Origin of the sequence: Parapedobacter sp. ISTM3, assembly GCF_016533505.1 — a bacterium.
Taxonomy (GTDB): Bacteria; Bacteroidota; Bacteroidia; order Sphingobacteriales; family Sphingobacteriaceae; genus Parapedobacter; species Parapedobacter luteus.
This window is the reverse complement of record NZ_JAENGN010000003.1, coordinates 55,267-76,949: the sequence shown is the minus strand read 5'-3', so window position 1 is coordinate 76,949 and position 21,683 is coordinate 55,267. Positions and strand designations below refer to the sequence as shown.

General features: G+C 46.5%; 17 protein-coding genes. 2 read left to right on the top strand and 15 right to left on the bottom strand.

What is annotated here, in order from left to right; translation table 11 throughout:
* Positions 1 to 36: 36 nt before the first annotated feature.
* The 9 genes from JHJ32_RS05260 to JHJ32_RS05220 all read right to left on the bottom strand — a co-directional run bounded on the left by JHJ32_RS05260 (position 37) and on the right by JHJ32_RS05220 (position 12,970).
* A complete protein-coding gene (locus tag JHJ32_RS05260; protein ID WP_200120236.1) occupies positions 37 to 2,562 on the bottom strand; it encodes an SLBB domain-containing protein in 2,526 nt (841 codons plus the stop codon).
* Between the two features lie 81 nt (positions 2,563 to 2,643).
* Entirely contained in the window at positions 2,644 to 4,329 is a 1,686-nt protein-coding gene (locus JHJ32_RS05255; protein WP_200120235.1) for a capsule assembly Wzi family protein, read from the bottom strand.
* Positions 4,330 to 4,349: 20 nt separating this feature from the next.
* Positions 4,350 to 6,059 (bottom strand): capsule assembly Wzi family protein, encoded by a 1,710-nt coding sequence (locus JHJ32_RS05250; protein WP_200120234.1) that lies wholly within the window; start codon positions 6,057 to 6,059, stop codon positions 4,350 to 4,352.
* A 71-nt stretch (positions 6,060 to 6,130) separates the two neighbouring features.
* On the bottom strand, positions 6,131 to 7,267 hold the full coding sequence (locus JHJ32_RS05245) for a glycosyltransferase family 4 protein (RefSeq protein ID WP_200120233.1): 1,137 nt from the start codon (positions 7,265 to 7,267) through the stop codon (positions 6,131 to 6,133).
* Entirely contained in the window at positions 7,264 to 8,154 is an 891-nt protein-coding gene (locus JHJ32_RS05240) for a glycosyltransferase family 2 protein (RefSeq protein WP_079716282.1), read from the bottom strand. The genes JHJ32_RS05245 and JHJ32_RS05240 overlap by 4 nt, the downstream gene beginning before the upstream one ends.
* Positions 8,154 to 9,104, bottom strand: coding sequence for a hypothetical protein (locus JHJ32_RS05235; protein WP_200120232.1), 951 nt, complete (start codon positions 9,102 to 9,104; stop codon positions 8,154 to 8,156). Before JHJ32_RS05235 ends, JHJ32_RS05240 begins: the two co-directional genes overlap by 1 nt.
* A 323-nt stretch (positions 9,105 to 9,427) precedes the next feature.
* Positions 9,428 to 10,483, bottom strand: a complete 1,056-nt coding sequence (locus JHJ32_RS05230) for a glycosyltransferase (RefSeq protein ID WP_079716284.1) — start codon at positions 10,481 to 10,483, stop codon at positions 9,428 to 9,430.
* 3 nt (positions 10,484 to 10,486) lie between these two features.
* Positions 10,487 to 11,509, bottom strand: a complete 1,023-nt coding sequence (locus JHJ32_RS05225; protein ID WP_200120231.1) for a hypothetical protein — start codon at positions 11,507 to 11,509, stop codon at positions 10,487 to 10,489.
* A gap of 9 nt (positions 11,510 to 11,518) precedes the next feature.
* Positions 11,519 to 12,970, bottom strand: coding sequence for a flippase (locus JHJ32_RS05220; RefSeq protein ID WP_200120230.1), 1,452 nt, complete (start codon positions 12,968 to 12,970; stop codon positions 11,519 to 11,521).
* A 161-nt stretch (positions 12,971 to 13,131) separates the two neighbouring features.
* Here JHJ32_RS05220 and JHJ32_RS05215 point away from each other — a divergent pair, with 161 nt between their 5' ends.
* A complete protein-coding gene (locus JHJ32_RS05215; protein WP_200120229.1) occupies positions 13,132 to 14,562 on the top strand; it encodes an NAD-dependent succinate-semialdehyde dehydrogenase in 1,431 nt (476 codons plus the stop codon).
* Here JHJ32_RS05215 and JHJ32_RS05210 read toward each other — a convergent pair.
* The 5 genes from JHJ32_RS05210 to JHJ32_RS05190 form a co-directional block, all read right to left on the bottom strand.
* Positions 14,559 to 15,095 carry a CopD family protein gene (locus JHJ32_RS05210; protein ID WP_200120228.1) on the bottom strand — a complete coding sequence of 179 codons (537 nt, stop codon included), beginning with the start codon at positions 15,093 to 15,095 and terminating at the stop codon, positions 14,559 to 14,561. The two genes, JHJ32_RS05215 and JHJ32_RS05210, sit on opposite strands and share 4 nt — an antisense overlap.
* 80 nt (positions 15,096 to 15,175) lie before the next feature.
* Positions 15,176 to 16,201: a uroporphyrinogen decarboxylase gene (gene hemE / locus JHJ32_RS05205; RefSeq protein WP_200120227.1), complete on the bottom strand. Its 1,026-nt coding sequence runs from the start codon at positions 16,199 to 16,201 to the stop codon at positions 15,176 to 15,178.
* Between the two features lie 15 nt (positions 16,202 to 16,216).
* Entirely contained in the window at positions 16,217 to 16,732 is a 516-nt protein-coding gene (locus JHJ32_RS05200; RefSeq protein ID WP_233632495.1) for a hypothetical protein, read from the bottom strand.
* The gene (locus JHJ32_RS05195) at positions 16,729 to 17,445 is read right to left on the bottom strand and encodes a response regulator transcription factor (RefSeq protein WP_079716290.1); all 717 of its coding nucleotides are present in this window, start codon (positions 17,443 to 17,445) and stop codon (positions 16,729 to 16,731) included. Before JHJ32_RS05195 ends, JHJ32_RS05200 begins: the two co-directional genes overlap by 4 nt.
* Entirely contained in the window at positions 17,432 to 18,313 is an 882-nt protein-coding gene (locus JHJ32_RS05190; protein WP_079716291.1) for a sensor histidine kinase KdpD, read from the bottom strand. Before JHJ32_RS05190 ends, JHJ32_RS05195 begins: the two co-directional genes overlap by 14 nt.
* 159 nt (positions 18,314 to 18,472) lie before the next feature.
* Between JHJ32_RS05190 and JHJ32_RS05185 the strand changes: the two genes are divergently transcribed.
* Positions 18,473 to 19,174 (top strand): YjjG family noncanonical pyrimidine nucleotidase, encoded by a 702-nt coding sequence (locus JHJ32_RS05185; RefSeq protein WP_079716293.1) that lies wholly within the window; start codon positions 18,473 to 18,475, stop codon positions 19,172 to 19,174.
* A gap of 24 nt (positions 19,175 to 19,198) precedes the next feature.
* Here JHJ32_RS05185 and JHJ32_RS05180 read toward each other — a convergent pair whose 3' ends face one another.
* A complete protein-coding gene (locus tag JHJ32_RS05180) occupies positions 19,199 to 21,610 on the bottom strand; it encodes a TonB-dependent receptor domain-containing protein (RefSeq protein WP_370584481.1) in 2,412 nt (803 codons plus the stop codon).
* Positions 21,611 to 21,683: the final 73 nt, after the last annotated feature.

Genomic DNA, 21,683 nt, shown 5'->3' with positions numbered 1-21,683 from the left:
ATTACTTTCAAACGAAATAGAACACGTCACAAGTTGTTATCGGATCATTGTCAGAATAATCGCCGCAAGCGAGGCTATCCCGGTTCCAAGTCCCAACCATTGCTGCGGGCTCATTGGCGGCCTCACCTCTTTCTGAGGCACAAAAATCTCGGCCCCCGGTTTAATCGGCGGATAATTATTAAAAAACAAGAACCGATTGGTACTCTTGACTGATCCATTGGCGTATAACACATACGAACTCTTTCGCAGCGCACGAGCAGAAAAGCCACCTGCTTGAGAAATATATTGTTTAAAGCCTTTCGACGGCGAATAGACCGCTGTTGATGGAGCCAACACCTCCCCCGAAATTTTAACGGTCTGCAATTCTTTGGGTACCCGAATAATATCGCCGTCTTCCAAGATCAAATCTCCTTGTTGTCCGGGCCTTTTTATAATCCGCTCCAGATTAATACCCACAAAGCCATTGTTTATGCTTTTGTTGATGTTCATATCCCCCACGATGTTAGCATCACTTTGCAACTGTTTCAGCGCAAGCATCCGGCTTTGTTCTTCTTGTAAGCGAAGTTCCTTTTCTGCCATTTCGGCAGTGGTTTCGGCGGTTTTCGTTGCATCTACAGCCAATCCCCGTTTTAGCGACGCCCCTGCTACATACGCAAACGGTGTGAACCCCCCGGCACGCTTAACGAGATCCGAAATCCGCTCATCTTTGCGTGTTATCGTATAAATCCCCGGATAGAGCACTTCCCCTTCGATCCGTACTGTCTTCTGCGTTTCGTAACCCGTAGCCGTACGGACGACCACTTTGTCAAATGGCATCAGCACAAAATCCCGCTCGGTTTTAGTCAATCCTCTATGTGCATCCACCTGAAACACTTCCGCAATTTGAGCGGATTGAGATAATGCGTCTGCGTTCTTCACCCGTCTTGACACTTCGATCCGCGTACCTGTCGCACTTTCCCTAAAACCACCGGCCTGCATAATCAAATCTTGCAACGTCATCCCTTCGGCATAAATAAATTGACCCGGTGAGCGGATTTCCCCATCGATAGCTACCGTGTATTCTTCACGCAAATCGAAGATTGACGATATGGCAACTACATCTTCGCGCTTCAGTTCGATATCGGGTACTGTTCCCGCGATAACTCCTGCTACATTAAACGCCAATTGCTCTGTTTGCATATCGTCCTTCAAACGGACGATATAGCCACGGTTTAAAAAAGCATCCTCTTTTAACCCCTCTGCTTTTTTAATCAACATCGAAAGTGTCAGCCCTGGACTTAGCTCATATTCACCCGGCCTGAACACCGCACCTTCGATAGCTACCCTATTTTCAAATCGATCGAGTACGCGTTCTGCAATATATTTATCGCCTGTCTGGGGCAAATAATGCCCAAATTGACTTTGGAGCACGTCTTCAATCCTTCGTTCTTTATCCGTATATCGCACGACTTTTACCCTGGCCTTATATGCGTCCTCTGTAAAACCTCCCGCATAACGCAGCAAATCCTCAAACGTTTCGCCTTCCTTCAGTTCAAATATAGCAGGCCGCTTCACTCGGCCATTAAATTCAATTCTCGATTCATACGGAGGGACCATCAGAATGTCTTGATCCTCTAAACGAACATTGTTCGTAAAGGCACCGTTAACCAATACATCATAAATATCTAAGTAGGCGATAACTTTTCCATCCCGGATGACGCTTATGTTCCGGAACGATCCGTTTACCGACGGCCCACCGGAATGATACAATGCGTTAAATGCATTCGCTACGGAAGGCAAGGTATACGTACCTGGCTTCACAACTTCACCCGTTACCGTTACTTTAATGCTGCGAATGTTACCTAACGCGACATTGACCTTTGTGGCGCCCGTGCGAATAGCGGAATACACTGTTGCCATTTGGCTACGAATCCGCTCGGTCGCCTGCTCAATGGTCATGCCGGCGACTGCAAGCACACCCACATAAGGAATATTAATCGTCCCATCGGGCGTGACCATCAGCGAATGGTTTTCTTCTGACCGTCCATATATATCGATTAACAGCTGGTCACCCGGACCAATGACGTAATTCCGGGGTGTTGCAATCTGCAGACTCGGTTCGAACACCGGCGTAACACCTTGAAACAAGGACGCTCCATATATCCGCAATCGAAGTTCATTAAAGGATTTCTCCGCTTCGTTTACCGTATCTAGTCGTGGGGTATTTTCTTCCACCGCAGCATGTGAAGAGTCTAAAAATTGACGCTCGGTATTTCTACCCGATAATCCTGGTTTATTCAATGAAGTTGTTCCTCCCCCCAGCCGTTCAACCCGCTCACGCAACTTATCGATTTCGGCAGGCGGCATTCCGCGCTCCAAAGCCAGCCTTTCCATCTCTGCTTCAGACAACCCCGAAGCCTCAGCTTGCCGCATATAGGAGCGGATTTGGTCGTCCGATAAATCCTCGACACGAATCTGGGACAAATCAGTAGCGTTGAGATTTTGCGCAAATCCCATTCCCCCGAATAGACTCGTCAAAACAAGAAAAAGAACTGCCGGGAAATAAAAATATCTTTTTGCCATTACCTATATCCTAACCTTTTAATACATCACACTAACACTTCCATTTCAATCTGCAAATATGTTTTTTTCTTTATCTATTTTTCAAAACCGATAGAGTACGCCTAACCTGAATTGAAAATTATTTCTATCAATCGGCGTAAAATCCCAAAAGTCTCCGGACGTATCGCCTTGCTCGTATTGGTAGTTATGGGACTTTATGTAAAACAGCCGCCCGTTAAAAACCATATTTTTATACCCCCACTCACCAATTGCTCCTACAGCCAAATCGACCCACATCCGCCTGTAATCTACACTAGCTCTATAAAAAAAATCGTTGAACTTCACGTGTCGTTCTACTTGAAGCCCGATATTTTTAATCCCCTTCACCCAACTGACATTTAGCAGCTGGACATTGCTCCCCGGACCGATTCCTGCACCAATTACCTGCCCAAGATGCGTATACCCATGGCGTACCCTGCTATCTGTGTACCAAGAGGGGCTCGTCCGTATGGTGGTTGTTCGCGATTTTTCAAGCTGCGTAAGTTCAAATCCAACCTGCAAAAGCTCTTCATTAGCCAAATTCAACGGCACAAGTTTTCGAAAGCCCAATACATATGCCCGCGAATGCTCTAATTCCACCACCAGATCCCGTTGGTTCCAGGGTGGATCGGTTCGCCCATATTCAAAATAGATTTCGGCGTTGCCTTTCGGCATCAACCATCGAGCAAACACGGATGCGTATACGTCTCTATTCATTCTATCTTCCCGTCCTTCTAATTCGTCAGGTCTACGGACGACATCGTTTGAACCCGGTCCCAATAAGGGTAAGTAGCCTTTGAGCCCCCCTCCTAAATCTTCACTATACACGACAAAACTTCGAGACAATCCAACAAAGAGTCCGGGCAGCCATTTGGGTTGATAGGAAACTGTAATACCGGAAATGTACCGCCAGTCGTCTCTTTTCGGAACATAATGCTCATCGAAGCGGGCCGGATTCCCAAGTAGTGTCGGTGTAAAGCCCGATTCCTTTAGCCTGCCTGCAATGAGTTGGCCTTCGATAGTCCCTATCGGTGTCGAAATCGGACGCGTAGTATTGAGTGTTAGATGCAGAAAACCTGGCGCATTGTTGGTCATCAATAGCGAATTGTATATACCGGGCCCCCACCAAAGATTCTCGGTCGATATTCCGATTGACGCCGGGCCATAATTGACCCTGAAGCTACTTTGGCCGGGTAACAGCTTCGTATAGGCCTTATCGCCGAACCGCTCCGGCATATCGATATTATTTGCAAATTCATACCAGGCGGCCCACGCATAGGTGTTGTCGCCATTATAGCCCATAAAGGGTTTATTTTCCGCAAAGACCAGTTCCGGACGGAGTTGCAGGCTAAACCATTTGTACTTGGCATATATTCCTGCGCCAATCATTGTTTGGTAACCGACCGAAGGGATCATGCCTCCGTCATTCCAACCATACGGCAATTTGGAATTATACTGATGCTCCCATACTATCGGCATCAATTGCAGGGAAAAACCACTGTCTACCGATGAGATAATTTCTTTGTTGAGATAATAATCGGGTCTTTTTGCTTGATTATCAGGATGAATGATAGATTCGTAAGTCAGGGGACGAACAGTAAAAGAGATATTGGAATCGATCAAGCCCAATAATTGATCCCGACGTATTTTTTGTTCCAATACAGGCGTCCCTAACGGGAGGGTCTGTCCTGTTATATGCAACACTGATGATAATAGAAAGGCCGTGGCCAACACGAACTTTATCTTCATATATAAGTTATTAAGTGGCTTCAGAACCGATAAGAAACGCCCAGTTGTAATTGAAAATTAAACTTATCCTGTTCGTCAAAACGCCAGAAATTTTGTAAATCAGGTTTTTCCTCCAACTCATATTGGTAATTAAATGCCCGGGTAAGTCCCATCTTACCGTGCGCTAAAAAATTTTTATAGTTCCACTCCCCGAAAACTGCCATGGACATATCCACCCAATTGCGCCTCATATCGCCATAGGTGAAATAAAAGAAATCGTTGTTATGCACATAGCGATAGTATTGAACCCCCAATTGTTTTATCCCTTGAACCCAACTGATGGATAACGTCTGCAAATTGCTCCCCGGCCCGATTCCCAATCCCACCATTTGCCCTAAATGTGTATATCCATGCCTAACTTGGTGATGCCTATACCAAGGACCACCTGGACGAATTGTTTCGTCTTTAGGGCCTTCCGATTGTGTTACCTCTACGTTGACGCTCAGGTAGTCATTTCCCCACCAATTTAACGCCGTTAATTTCCTGAAGCCAACTGTATAGGCCCGTGAATGCTCCAGTTGTACAAACAAATCGCGCATATCCCATGCATGGTCGTTTCGTCCATATTCGAAATAAGCCTCTGCATTCGCCTCCTTGATTACCCACCTTGCGAACACCGAAATATACTCGTCGCGTCCGTAACCTTCATCAGCATTCGCACTGTCGGACCCGCTGGAATAGCCCGATTTACTTACGGGATCCAGAAAGGGCAAATAATTCCGGAAATTGCCTTTGACTTCTTCATAATAGGCTATCGACGAGCGGGCCATCCCCAATGACAGCCCTGGGAGCCACTTCGGCTGGTAAGTAAACGTAAGACCCGAAAAATACCGCCAATCATCGCTTTTCCGGCGGTAGTACTGGTCATAATGATTGGGATTGCCCATTTGCTTGGGTGGATAGCCAGACCCCTCCAGCCGGCCACCCACCATTTGTCCCTCGAAGGAGCCAATCGGTGTGCGTATGGGCCGCGTTGTATTTATCGTCAAATGTGGAAACCCCGGCGCGGTGTTGGACAGGAGCAGCGAACTATAAATACCAGGTCCCCACCATAGATTTTCGGTAGAAATCCCAATGGAAACCGGATGAACGTTCAGCCGCACACTGCTCTGCCCGGGCAGTAATCTCGAATACCAACCATCCCCAAATCGCTCCGGTAAATCAATCTGGTTACCGATGCGCCGGTACCATTCATACCATTCGCGCTGCGTTTTCCCATTGAACCCAGGATAATCCCCGTTTTGAGCCAAAACATATTCCGGTCTCAATTGCACGCTTAAAAACGCATATTCCGCGTAAATACCGGCACTCATCATGGTTTGGTAGCCTGCTGAAGGTATCATCGCACCGTCATTCCATCCTTCAGGCAACGTAGAATTAAGTTGGTTCTTCCACTGTACTGGCAACACGGAAACCCGTAACTTATCCCGGGAAAGCAACGTTTCTTTTCCGTTGTAATCCGACTCCTCTTCCACCGCAAAGAGCTGACCTGATGGCTGCAACGCAACATGCGTAAGTGGTCTAATAGAAAATGAAATGGTCGAATCCAGTTTCCCCAGCAATTGTTGCCTCCGATAATAGTCTTCAAGCAAAGGGGTTCCGACGGGTATCGTTTGCGCCTTGGAACTATCAGCCATTCCAGCCAACAATGACGCTATGGCAATAAGCGATATTATGGGTTTATTAATCATCGTATACGCTTGTCAGTACTTCATTCGAGTTCAAATATAAGGGATAAAACGATAACCAAATCATTTATTCCCTATTGGGCCGGCGATTGCAGGATTTCATTAATCTGTTGAACATAAATCGCGTGTATGAATTGATCCCTGTAATGTTGAACTACCCGATCGCGGGCGGCTTTTCCCATGCTAACCCGTTCTTCTGTCGGCAACTGGGCAAACCTCCGCATACCGGCAACTAACGATGCAATGTCTTTGGGCGTCGTCAAAAATCCAGTAGTATTATCAATGACAACTTCCCTACACCCGACATGATCAGTCGTGATGGCAGGCACCTCCATACTTGCCGCTTCCAGCAAACAGCGCGGAATACCCTCACTGTAATATGAAGGGAATACCATGCAATGTATCTGTTCGATAAACGGGCGAACATCAGATGTCTTACCTAAATAGCGAATAACACCTTCTCTTTCCCATGCCTCAACGGTGTCCGATGAAATCGCTGATGGGTTTAAGGTGTCCGTGAAGCCCAGCAACACACCTTCTACAGCCAGACCTTCCTTTCTTAAAACACGAATCGCCTCTACAAAGTCCGCGACGCCTTTGTCATATAATAACCGGCCGGAGTAGATAAATTTAGTCGTTTCACCATCGGGATAAGCCACCTTACGCTTAAAATGTTCCACGGATATTCCCTCGCCTGGAATAACTTTTGAGGCGGCCAACCCCAACATTCTCCTGTCCGTGAAATATGCATGATCATCTTTGTTCAAAAACCATACACTGGACGCATGCCTCAGCGAAAACCGATAAAGCCGCTCGACCATAGCCCGCATTATCCCGCCTTTCGCGATCCCATACCCTAATCCTGTGATCACCGCAATGGAACGAATGTGCAACGATCGGGCAGCCAGAATTCCGTAAATATTCGGTTTAATGGTGTAGGAGATCAGCAAATGAGGCTCAATCCGCTTAAAAACAGCGATAAACTCCTGATATAACCTAAAGTCAGCTAATGGATTTGTACCTTTGGCCTTCAGTCTGTACAGCGGAACAAATCGGATGCCGAACGACGAAAAACGTACTGAATAATCATCGGGAGGCGCAATGACGATTACCTCTGCACCAAGCTTTTGAAGCATCGTCAATGTGCTCATCCGGAAATTATACATACTCCAGGCAGTATTTGCTAAAAACGCTATTCTCCTTCCTTTCATGATTTCATACCGATTCGCCGCGGCAATTGAACACATTTTATTGCTGTAATCACATCGGACAGCTGCCTCCGCTCGTCGCTGTCTAATTGTTCATTCCTTCGGGCAGACAGGTGACGCTGCAGCTTGGCTATGCCCGCAGCCAAATATAAAAATGATTTGAGGTAGGTGTCCGCCACTTGTTTCCAATACACCGCAGGTGGCAATATCCCCTTTCCATATACCCTTAAAATTTTTCTTAACGTCTTTTTGCTTTTCAAGTAATTAGCTATATTGACGTTACCCTCTCGGATGATATATAGGTATTCAGGCACGCGTTGAAAATCAGAAACAGCGTGTGTTCTACAAAACAGTTCATAGTCTTCAGCACGCACATAAACCGGATCATACGGATGTTGAGCAAACCATTTCTTCCGGCCGAGGATAGAACCATGCAATAACATCATTGAGGTAACTACATTTTGTGCTCCCCGTCTAATCGGCTGCGCACCTCTCTTGCCTACGGGTTGGCAATGTTCATCCATGGTATAAGCAGCTGTGTCAACAACGTCAATCTGGCTATCAGACAAAATGAGCGCAAGTTGCTTTTCCAATCGCTTTGGCATCATCATGTCATCGCCGTCCATCCTTGCGATGAATTCTCCCTTTGCTAAAGCGGTGATTTGATTCAATCGATAGACCAGCCCCCGGTGCGTTCTGTCATCAATGATTTGTACCCGTGGATCATCGATATCTCCTAAAACTTCCACCGAGCGATCGCTTGAACCATCATTGATGAGTATCAACTCCCAGTGTTGATAAGTCTGCGCAAAGACAGATTTCACCGTATCTACAATCGTATGTTCATTGTTGTAAAATGGAATGCCAATAGTAATCAACGGCTCACTCATTATCGTGTGTACATTTCGTTTCGATTGGCATGAGTTTTATCTGGTAAAACCGCTACCCAAAACAATAAAAATATAAAAGCGTTAACATCGGCAAAGCCCTTAATATTTAGCACCAGCACATAAACAGCCATAAATAACATGCTCAACCGCAGTAAGGGCGTTTTATACAGCAAGGAGATGACCTTAAAAAGGTAAAATTGCCCCCCAAAAAAAATAATCGCACCAAAAATGCCAAAATAAAAAATCAGCCGCAAATATCCGACGTCCGTGCCCATGTAATAGCCATCCTGAACGTTAAATAATCCGTCGCCTATCAACCATGTCTTCACGTTATCCGGCCAAATAAACATCGTACCCAGATGTTGCGTGGATCCTGTACTCACTTCACTGTTATCACTTGCATTGATAAACATCTCAAATGCCCACCCTACGATTTCCGAATCGAAAACTTGTGGGTAACGATAAAATACGAATGCGACTGCCATGGCGATAATAAGCAGTAAGGTACCGTAAAAGAAAAACATTCGCCTGAGCCCGGGCTTGCTCAGTGTTAAGCGCCAATCCCTGGGCCAACAGATATATACAAAGCCCAATAACGCACCAACTAATGTCGTACGCGCTATAAATGTACCCACCAGCATGATAAAGAAATACAAAAATGTCAAACCCAAAATCCCCCTCCCCTGCTCCGAATGTACCCGTATAAGATAGGCCACGAACAGCAAAGCAAGCCCCCAAATAATTCCCCCCATGAAAAACATGCCTATACCCATCCCCATCAACCTCAAATTGAGTACCTCCTCAATGACCATGTCCGCCTGGTCATCAAAATTCTGGATGGAAAATATAAAAGCATTGAGTGAAGGCATTAAATACATCGCTACCGCAAGTACGCTATTCGCGATAATCGCGGCAAAAATATACTTGAACAGCTTTTCGACTGAAAACATGGGATAGCAGCGTTTGGATAACCACACAACCAAATAAGCGCCGGTAAAGTGGAGTGTTAAAAGCACTAAATATTGGGACATCCAGACATCGAATGTGCTATTCAATAAACTGGAAATAAATATGGGCAATAACAACAGGTAAAACGCGACCGATAAGCGAATGATATATTTGTTGACTTTTATAAAGTTACCTAAAAACACGATCAAAACCAGTCCTAAAATGCCAAATATGACTCGTGTACGCAAAAAATAAGGCAGGGGATTGAATGAACAATTAAAGATGTACAAAAAATAAAATAGGAATAAACCTAATTTCTTCATACCTACCCTCGCGCTGTTAGTTGATGAACTTTCCTTAAAAAATATGATGCCCTTAACAATGCGGCCGCTCCTATGCCTATCCATAGCTGAAATGAACTCAGGAGGACAATAAAATTCCACACGCCCATATCCTTTCCCCGGTACAGCAGCAATTTTAAGTATATTTTTCCACAGACACTGTAAAAAGATGCTGCGCGGCAATATCCAGTGTTCCTGACGCTATTCAGTAGCTCATGAAAATGATCACGTAAAACCTCCATTTTTATGTCCCCCAGCTCCATACGCTTTATTCCTTCTGTACTCGACAATTGATAGTGGATGTTGAGCGCGTCAACCGTGGGAGTGTAGCCGAGATAGGCAAAATTATCCTGGTGTATGCGCGAAATTATCCGCTTACGCTCGTCGATGCGTTTGCTCGCCTTGGCCGTAATATCGTCTGAAGAAATACGATAATGAAGCAAAAACCCGGGAAGATTCACTCCCCGGTGGGTACGCAACAACCTACTCCACAAATCATAATCTTCCGCATGCAGCGCTTCGGCACGATAAGGGTTAGCAAGGAGTACCTCCCGTCTCACCATGACACCCGGATGAGGGAAAGGGCTGTTAAAAAGTGTTTCTGCTTTTAACGTATCCCAGTCGAGATTATAATAAACCTTGCCTATTATCCCCTCGTCGTCGAAGAGAATCATCCCGCTACCGCATAAATCCACATGCGGATGATTGGTCAGATAACGATGTTGCAACATCAAGCGGCTTGGCTCAGATATATCGTCCGCATCCATGCGAGCAATAAACTTGCCTTGAGCTAATGAAATGCCTTTGTTCAATGAATACACAATACCCCGGTTGCCCTCGTTTTTGATTATCCTGATCCTTGAATCGTCAAACCTGCTAAGCGTCTCCATCGTGGCATCTGTCGAGCCATCATCAACAATCAACAACTCAAAGTCCATAAACGTCTGATTAAGAATGCTCGCAACGGCCGAACCGATATATCGTTCAGCGTTAAAAACCGGCATCAAAACCGTAATCTCTGGATATCGGTTGTTTTGCATCGCTTAATCTATCGTTATTAGCCGGTGAAATGCCTGAATCGATTTCATCAAATCGAAAGAAGTTCCTTTATTGATGGCTGCTGTCCGCATTTCTTCTCTCAGTTGGGAGGAACTTGCCAATTGATTCAGTGCATTGATGTAATCAACCGTTTCACGGCAGAAGAAGCTGTCGCGCTCATCGCAATAGTCTCTGATGGATCCTACTTCCGTAACGACCTGAATCAGTCCGGCCGCCAAAGTGCTGGTGATCACATTGCTACCTATCGTATCTTCTAAAACAGACAAATTAACGTCGCAGCATTGCATCAATTTTAGCATCTCCATCTCTGTCAAATAACCATAAATACGCACATGGTCGCTGTGGCTAAGTAGCATACGCTTTGACTTCCCCATCCCAATGTGGAATACAATACCCTGCCCCGAACAAGCAGCTATTATTTTCTCCAGTTGTGCAAAATTGCGCAGCAAACTCCCCATGAAAAGCACATGTAACCGGTTATCATCCTGCTTCTTCCGCATATCCGGCTGATAGAACGCGGTGTCTACATAATGAAATGTCTGGACGACTTCGCCTTCATAACCGACTTCCCTTATAAATTCAGCTAAGCTACCGCCAAACACAATGACCTGATCCAGTACGGCCAACTGCTTCTTTATCTCCTGTTTACTTCCATATAACGACAATAAGTGCTTCCCCCCAAGGTGAACAAGGCCTGCTAACCGTTGCTTCAATCCAACACGGCGTAGTAGATTGGCTATCACATTTTGATGGGCAAAATATTTGCTCAAATATTCCATAAACACTACCTTGTCACCTTTTTTTAGCACGAAAAGAAGATAGATGAAAATGCAGATCGCGTAAATATAGGCAACAAACCTTCCCCCCCTGTATTCTTGATTAATATGTTTAACCAATACGATCTGCGGCACTTGGTTTGCCAATTGCCGCGAAAAGTAAGCCATCCCCGCATGATTGCCGGAAGTATGCTTAAAATCATAATAGAGCAGATAAACCTTATTCTTCATAATCCGTATTCATGGATGTTTACTGAATTTCCGGCGAACCTGAGTGGCAAAATCCTTTATCAAAACGTTTTTAAACAAGTTATATTGAATTAGAAAATAACCGATTATACAAAACAAAATACCTAATGACAGTATCATTAGCGGATGGCCATCCAACCTCTTGACAGTCCAGTAAATAGGCAAAAAGGCCAATGCAGATGTGAGGGCCTGCAAGATCAATGTCCAGTCGGGCGCAAACGTCACCACTCGTTTCGAATAGCGGTATAAAAAGAAGAATACCACCAGTTCAGTCAGCAATGTAGTCGCTGCTGTTCCGAAATGGCCGAAAAGAGGAATAAGCAATAAGTTCGTCGTCACACTGACCAACATGCCAATGAGTGCGGCCCTCAGGAAAAATCGTTCGTGATTAGACGGATTCAATATTTGCATGCCAAAGACGTTGCTTAAACCAACGACAAATATGGTGGGAGCCATAATCTGTAGCGAAAGAATCGCTGGTAAATATTGTTCTCCCGCAAAAAGCGTAATGAATTCTTCGGCATAGATTGTAATCCCCGCCCACGCAGGCACTCCAATCAATACGATATACCCAAAAGACTTATGCAGCAATCCAATGACACGCTGCATATCCGACTGGTGGTAGGCTTGGGACAGCGCGGGGATGGTTACCAAGGTTAATGCAGTCAATACCGTTATGACCAATTTGTTGAGCTTGACCGCCGTTGTGTAATATCCAACATCCAAATCGCCCTTGAATAGCCCCAAAATCGCCGTATCTAAAAGCGTATACACACTGACAACGATGCCGAATGCATAGAAATTTACCAAAGGTTTCAAGTGACGGCTTAATTTCAGGCCCTTAAATCGTAGACTGACGAACCGCTGAGCATACAATACGTTCATGCATAAGTTTCCCCAAACCGTAAGCAATGATATTCCATAATAAACCAGTGTATCACTTTCATCTTTGACCAAAAGAAATATCAACACAATGGACATCGTCCTAATCAACAATGAACGCCAGGTAATGTACTTAAACGCTTCCAACCCTTGGAACAGCCATTCAATAAGAAAAACCTGACCAACCAAAACTCCCAACCCAACCCAAAACAATGTGCGATATTCGGATAGCTGAGGCGTAAATAAAAACAATCCGATGAATATCAACGAGATGACAAGTGTTGAAAGCAAGTGAATACATAACAATTCACTAAAAATCGCCGAGCGATCGCGCTCATTTGACCGCACTTTAGCAATCTCCCTTACCCCATAAATGGGTATCCCCAATGCTGCAAGCAGGATAAAATACTGCGTAAAACTCTCTACAAAACCAATACTCCCCATTCCCTTTGGCCCCAACACCCTCGATACATATGGAAACACGATAACGGGAAACAATACCTGGCTGGCAGATAAGACAATATTGTACAGCGCATTTTTCTTGATGGTATTTGTGGCCAAGAGCTCGTCAATGTTTATGGTGCCAGATTACTCCTTCTTGCACGTATCGCACAAAAGTACAAGAAAGATAATAATTTTGTCCATATTAGCGATAATGTTGACAATTCGAACAAACCTACCAATATCATCGGTTGTTGGTAACCATAGATAAAGTTTTTTTAATGAACGGACAGATTCTGGTTGAAAAAGCCTACATCAACGGCCAATTTGTCAAAGGCCGTCGATCCTTCAATGTCGTCAACCCGGCCACGGGTGAGATCATCGCGGCCGTGCCTGACCTTACGATAGCCGACTGCCATACGACCATTGACCATGCTTATGATGCCTGGCCCTCGTGGCGTGATACAGCGGCCGCCATACGCGCAAACACTGTGCGCAAGTGGTACGACCTCATCATGGCCAATAAGCAGGAGCTTGCCCGTATCATGACCATGGAAAGCGGAAAGCCATTGGCAGAAAGCCTCACCGAAGTGGACTATGGTGCCTCTTTCGTAGCCTGGTTTGCCGAAGAAGCACAGCGCGCTTACGGCGAAACCATTCCTTCGCCTAAGGCGGGTCAACGACTGCTTACTATCCGCCAGCCGGTTGGAGTGGTTGCAGCCATTACACCGTGGAATTTTCCATTAGCAATGATTACGCGCAAGGTAGCTCCCGCATTGGCCTGCGGATGCACGGTCGTGCTCCGGCCTGCCTCGCAGACGCCGTTAACGGCGTTCGCGGTAGCCAAATTAGCGCATGAAGCGGGATTCCCAGCGGGCGTACTCAATGTCATCACCGGCAAAGACAGTAAAGGCATGGGCACGGAATTGGCCACCAATGAGAAAGTTCGCAAAATCTCCTTTACCGGTTCAACGGAAGTAGGTCGATCGCTGATGGCGCAAGCGGCAGCGACCATTAAACGGGTATCTTTCGAGCTTGGGGGCAACGCCCCTTTCCTTGTCTTCGACGATGCCGACATCAATGCCGCAGTGCAGGGAGCAATCGCTGGCAAATTCCGTAACTCCGGCCAGACCTGTGTATCGGTCAACCGTTTTTTTGTGCAAGACAGTGTGTTTGACAGCTTTGCCAAACAGTTGACTGTGGCGGTAAAGAAACTAAAAGTTGGCAATGGTTTAGACGAAGGGGTACAAGTGGGACCATTGATCAACCAAGAAGGGCTGGAAAAGGTAAAAACCCACGTAAAAGATGCCGTTGATAAAGGGGCTAAGCTGCTCACGGGCGGTAAACCGAAGAAAGGGCTTTTCTTTCAACCGACCGTTTTGGCCGACGTCAGCCCTTCAGCGCTGATTGCTCGCGAAGAAACATTTGGTCCCGTTTGCGCATTATTCCGGTTCAGCACTGAAGAAGACGGCATTGCGATGGCCAATGACACGGAGTTCGGCCTTGCTTCCTATTTCTACAGCAACGATGTAAACCGCTGCTGGCGCGTAGCCGAACAACTGGAAGCCGGTATGGTGGGCATCAACACCGGATTGCTATCTAATGCTGTAGCACCTTTTGGTGGCGTCAAGCAATCCGGTATCGGCCGCGAAGGCTCCAAACACGGCATTGATGAATATACAGCGATCAAGTACTTTTGCTTTGGAAGCTAACCACGCTCCCGGATTTTCTTGTATATCTTCACCGCCAGCATCAGCATAAGTGATAGTAAGAGCAGTCCCAAAACCCCGTATATCCAATTGACAGCGCTTTTTAACACTACTGCAAAGACGATAGCAAATAAGATAACCGTGGCCAATTCATTCCACATCCGAAGGCGCGTCGACGTCCATTTGCTCGTTTCGCTCCTAAGCTTGAACATGATGCGCTGGCAGGTAAAATGATAGCCGACCAACCCAAGGACGAAAGTAAGCTTCACGTGCATCCAGCCAGCTTGTAGCAAACCAGGCACCACATACAGCATGGTCAGCCCGGCCGCGATGGCTAAGTACATGGATGGTGTAGTGATAATCCACCACAATTTGCTTTCCATCTGCATAAATTGCCTGTGCAGTACCTGATATTCCTGCACGGACTTTTGCCTCGCTTCGGTGTGATAGATAAATAACCTTACCATGTAAAATAATCCCGCCATCCAAGTGATGACGAATATGATGTGTACCGCTTTGGCGTAAAGATATAACATGGCATCACGTATTGCGTATTGCGTATATGGAGACTCCCAAACAAGTCGCTATACAATACGCAAAGCTAAAATCGTAAAATCTAATAGCTAAACTCCTTCACCACCTCAATTGCATACTTCACGTTGTCAAACGGAATATCCGGCATAATGCCGTGCCCCAAGTTAAAAATGAAGCCATTTTGCCCACGCATGCGATCAAACAGGTGCAAAATTCTTTCCTTGATTACCCTTTTATCAGCATACAGTACAAACGGGTCAAGATTGCCCTGTACCGCCATACCCTGGGGAAGGCTGTCTTTCACCATACGCAAATCCGCATTCCAGTCCACTGAAACGACATCCGGTCCAGCCTCTGCCATGATTGGAGCAAATACCGAGCTTCCCTTACAAAACGAGATTACGGGCACCCCCTCCCTTGCGAGCTTCGAGAAAATATACGCATTGTAATGGTGGGCAAACCGCTTGTAGTCGTCCCATGCCAGGGCCAGTGCCCAGCTGTCAAACAATTGTAGTGCATTTACTCCCGCTGCAATTTGCATATTCAGATAGTCGACGGTCACGTCGGCTATTTTCTGGAGGATCATATGGGCAAGCTCGGGTTCGTTATGGAGCAGCAATTTCGTACGTTTGAAATCTTTCGATGAGCCACCTTCTACGAGGTAACTCAATACGGTAAAGGGCGCCCCTGCAAAGCCAATCAATGGAATACGTCCCTGCAAACGTTGCTGAATCACTTGGATGGCTCCCGCCACGTATTGCAGCTTATCCACTACGTCCACCTGCAGCGCTTCCGCGTCTGCCCGATTACGCACCGGGTTGGCAAACTGAGGTCCCACGCCCTGCTCAAAGCTAAGCTGTCCGCCCATGGCTTCCGCAGTCACCAGGATATCCGAAAACAGGATAGCGGCGTCCACTCCAAGCAAATCGACCGGAAGCATCGTCACATCTGCCGCAATTTCAGGGGTCTTACACATTTCAAGAAACGAATATCTGTTCTTGATATCCCAATATTCCTTCATAAATCGGCCTGCCTGGCGCATCATCCACACGGGAGGCCGCTCAGTGGGCTGCGAAAATGCTGCCCGTATAAATAAGTCGTTTTTCAAATCAGGTGTCACTAATTAATCCTTGGGTATTTCGTTTTCGATTTTATTAATGATTTGCGCCACACGCGAAGTCACTTCAAGTTTCCTTGCGAGGGCGGTATAAGCCTTCACCCGTTCGAAATCTCGTTTCCGAAGGTTGATGTTGGCCAAATTTATCAGAATGATTGCTTTGTCATTCGGTCGCCGGAATGGCAGTCGTGAAGCAATCTGGAAATGCCGTTCAGCCGTTTCATAATCCCCCGCTTTCAAAGCGAGATTACCGCTCATGAACTCATAGTAATTGCGGCGTCCTTTACGGAGGTATTGAGGCTTTTTGATGTCCGCCAATAAACGCTTGGCCTTATCGTAATCGTGGTTTTGAAATGCTTGGGTAGCAATGAATACCGTGCCTTCACGGTAGTGGCTCCACGTCAGGTAACCCATTGCTCCAGCAATCATCGATGCGAGCTGATAACTTTGCTCATACACAGCCCAAACCAACAATAAAAACGCAAGCGCCAACACCACGGCACGAGCTCTGGATGTCATCATGAGGCTTGCGGATTGTCGGTAAATTTATAGCCTACGCCGCGGATGGAATGGAAATACACCGGGTGCTTCTGGTCGGGCTCAAAATATTTCCTGAAGGTCAGGATGAAGTTGTCGATGGTACGCGTGGACGGGTATACGTCATAGTTCCACACGGTTTCCAATATCTGTTCACGGGAAACCGCTTCATTACGCCGTTCAATCAGCAGTTTGAGCAACATCGTCTCCTTCTTCGTCAAAGACGTCACCGTGCCATCCGCATGGTGTAGTTCAAACGAATTGAAATAAATAGTTTTATCCCCTATGGTATACGAGTTAAGCTCCTTAAGTTCGTCGCCCTTCATTCCCCGTCTTACCAATATACCTACGCGCAAAATGAGCTCCTCCAGGTTAAATGGTTTCACGAGGTAATCGTCGGCACCTTTACGAAGCCCCGTAATTCGGTCCTCGCTGCTATTTTTGGCCGTAAGGAACATGATAGGCACCTCCGTATTTTGTAACCTGATGGTTTCAGCCACTTGAAATCCATCGATTTCAGGGATCATGACGTCCAGTATGACCAAGTTAAACCGCTCCTCTTTGAATATTTTCAGCGCTTTCTTCCCATCCGTCGCTGTCGATACCCGGTACCCTTCCAATTCCAGGTTGAGCTTGATGGCGTCTAAAAGGTGCTCCTCGTCTTCCACCAATAAAATCCGATGCTTAGTTTGTTGCATAATGGTTGCTAAATATAACTTCGAAAACACTTCCCGACGGTGTGTTATCTTTCACTTTGATCTGCGCGCGGTGTTTCTCCAATACCGTTTTTACAATATATAATCCAAGTCCGGTACCCTTGGTTTTCCGGGTATCTTCATTTCCCACCCGGTAAAATTTATTGAAGATTAGTCTTTTCTCATTGTCCGCTATCCCAATGCCGTGGTCGGCCACGCTGAACACAACCTGTCCATTATCTTTCTCCAGTTTCACAAACACATGGGCGCACGGCGGTGAATACTTAACAGCATTTTCGATGAGGTTGGTCACCACGTTGGTGATAGCAAACCGGTCGCCTTCAATCCGAATATTCGGTTGCAACTCGGTCTTAATGACCTGCGTCGTACAGGAATGAATCTGAAGCCTGCCAGCCACATTTTTAACCAGCTCAGTAAGGTCGATTTGCTCTTTGGGGAAGTTGTAACGCAAATCTTCCAGCTTGGTTGCAATTAATACATTGCCGACCAAATCATCCAAGCGTTCAATATCCTTCAGGGAATTGGAGAGGAATTGGTCGCGCTGTTCTTTACTGAGATCTCGCTTAATGATCGTTTGGATAGCCAGCTTAATAGCTGCCAACGGCGATTTCAGCTCGTGGGTAACTGCCAGCAGGAAGTTCTGCTGCTGTTGTTGTATTTTATGCTCGCGGACAAATGCCTTTTTTAGCTTGAGCGCTCCTACTACGAAGATAAGCATAAAAAAAATCCCCTCGCCGATAATCATGATCTTCCGGCTAGGTTGTGCCTCAATAAGCAACACCCCCCACCAAATCAATTGCGCAGTGGCATAAAAAACAAGAAAATAAAACAGTACCAACGGCTTCCGCATAGCAACCTCTCGAAAAGCAAAACACAAAAGTATTGATTTACATCCGTTAATCACAAATTGGGGGAGACATTATGACAATAATACGAAACTCGCCGCGATTCCGGCGCCTTACCCCCGGCTTCCAGCCGCCGACTGGCACAAAATCCGTATCTTTGCGCCATGGGCATCAAGAACAAAAAGGATATTTTCTTTGATTTAGACCACACCCTCTGGGACTTTGAAAAAAATGCTGAAGAGACCTTACTGGAATTGTTTGACACCTATCGTTTCAGTGCGTTCGGTTTCGGATCGGCTGAGTTATTTATCGAAACTTACAATCGAAACAATCACCGGCTCTGGGCAAGCTATCATCATGGCAAGATAACCAAAGCTGAACTCCGGGAAGCCCGTTTCGCCGACACATTCAGCGAATTGGGCGTAGACCCCCGTTTATTTCCGAAAGCCTTCGAAACCGATTACCTGCGGCTATGCCCGCAAAAAACCAACCTTTTCCCCCACGTTCATGAAACCCTGGGATATTTGCAGGAGAAATACACCTTACATCTTATCTCAAATGGCTTTGGCGATGCCGCGGAGACGAAAGTGACGAAGTGCAATTTGAAAAAGTACTTCACGACCATCGTGATCTCTGAAACAGTAGGTGTCCACAAGCCTCATCCCCAAATCTTCCATTATGCTGTTGCTAATGCCAAGACAGCGATTCCCCAGAGTGTGATGATTGGCGATAGTCTCGATGCGGACATCCGGGGCGCGCTGAATGTCGGTATGGATGCGATATTTTTTAATCCCAAGAAAAATGAGGTACCAACAGACGTCAAACAGAGCATAACCACATTGGACGAATTGAAAGCCCTTCTCTGATTTTCCGCAAACTTCCGCTGCAGATTAGAACTGCTCACCGCCCCCATTGAAGTCCTCATCCATTCCACGATTCCGACGACGGTCCTCACGTTCAAAATCCTGCCTTCCAAATCGGTAGTTGATTGAGACCATAAACATGCGCCGCATCCAGCGGTTCTCGAAATAGCGGTAAAACTGGTGGGTCTGCGTGTATCCCCCCCATCTCCGCTGGTTAAACAGATCTCGTACATTGAACATCACACTCGCTTTCCGGTCCAAAACATCCCACCGGACACCGGCATCTACCACAAACTGCTCGATGCCTTTTCCTTGTGCCATAACTCTCGGCGCTTGGTATTCCGCGCGCGCCTGGGCCGATAGGCCGGGCATAACCCGGTAATTCGCTGTGACATTGGCATTCCAGTTGAAACCCTCTGCCGGCGCAATATTGAATGCCTCACTGCCGTGGAATCGGGTATGGAAAAAATTGGCATTAAACATAGCGTCGACCTTCTTACTGAAATCAACCCTCGAAATTAATTCCAAACCGGCTGCTTCGTTACGGCTGATATTTTGCCACTGAGAGAATGTGACGCCGTCCATTCCTTCGACTGTTGTAATAATCGGCTGTACCACATCGTTCATTCGCCGATAATAAGCGGAAGACGTAAACGTCACGGCGTCCCAGAATTTGGCGTAGCTCAATTCAAAGGAATGAATATCTTCCGGCAACAGATTAGGGTTACCCTGCCGGATATTCATGGGGTCAGACACGTCGATAAACGGATTGACCTGCCAACCACGGGGCCTGTTGACCCTTCTCGTATAACTCGCCTGCAACTGGTTGCCTTCACCGAACTCCTGGGTCAGGAATATACTGGGATACACCCGAAAATAGTCCAGCCGTCCGGTAGCTGTCCGGTCCGATGGCGGCACATCCGGATCAAACGAAAGGTATTCCGTATTCAAATAAGCCTGTTCTGCACGAAGCCCCGCTTGGACGCCCAATTTTTCGGTGAGCTTACGCTGATAATTAGCATATAACGCATGTACAATGCTTTCCATACTGAAATCATTGCTAATGTCGTAGTCGGGGAGCATCGTGCCTTGTCCTACATCAAGGTATTCTGACCGCTGAGTATCTTCAGACCTTCTGATAATCGAACGATAGCCCGCTTCGAATTTGTTTTCGTCACCTAATGGACGCACATAATCCAGTTGCAGGTTAAGGTTTCTGCCGTCTTCACCGGTGTTATTCACCCTCAGATCTTGCGCTGTCGACGGATCGGTAAACGTTTGGTCAAATACGTTTACGCCTTCTTCACTATCGCGCCCGAAAGCCACATTGGCCACCAGCTCCTCGCCTTCTCGGGCAAACCCATGCTTCAAATCAAAATTGAGGTCAAATCCGAGGTCATCTTCATCTTGTCGCGAAAACCGGTTACTCGTGCCGGTCAACTCGGGATGGCCGAAATACGAATAAAACATATCTTCATTACGGTTATTCCCCCGAAGGCTCAAGTTTCCGGAAAAACCAGCCATTGTCTTCTCGGTGATGTAATAGTCGGCCCCCAACCGGACACTGTGATTCAACCCCAGTCGCCTGCTTTCGGTCCAATTTTCCGTCAAGCTGTTGTTAGAAAACTGCCGGGTACTGTTTAATCCGTCGCCTACGTTGTTACGGCGGTTAAAGTTATAGCTGCCGAAATAATTGAATTTTTCGTTCCGCAGATTCAGGTTAAACCCTGCATTATAATTGTCATATGACCCTGCCGAAGCGTTTACTCCCCCATTGAATCCAGCCCTTGCTTCTTTTTTCAACACAATATTAATGATACCCGACTGGCCCTCCGCGTCGTATCGCGATGACGGGTTCGTTACCACTTCAATACGCTCTATGGAGTTGGCGGGCATGGCTTGCAAGAGCTGTGTTATATCGCTTCCTGCCATGGCAGATTCCCGTCCGTCGATCAAAATTCGCACACTACTTGACCCCCGTAGACTCACACTTCCATCGACATCGACCTGCAAAGATGGCACATTAGCAAGCAAATCCGATGCTGTCCCGCCTACGCTGATAGTACTCTGGGCCACGTTGAATATTTTCCGGTCGATGCCCAATTCCATGGCAGCAGGAGTCCCCTGCACCACGACTTCTTCCAATAATTCACCCGAAGGTTTTAACAAGATGTTCCCCAGGTTAATGTCCTTCCCCGTTTCAACGACGATGTTTTCTTTCAGGTAATCCTCGTATCCTACATAGGTGATTCGTACGGCATACCGGCCGGGAGGCACATCAGCAAACTGAACTTTGCCATCATCCACCGTCTGCATGCCTTTCACATACGCTTTCGATTCCTGTCTCAATAACGCCGCACTTGCAAACCCTACCGGCTCGTTAGACGTACTATCCATCACGACAGCAGTTATAACCGAATTTTTCTCCTGAGCTATCACGGCCCAAGGCCAAGCAAAAATTGCCAATAGAACGATATACCTATTCCTTATTTTAAACGCCAAATCCATCTGT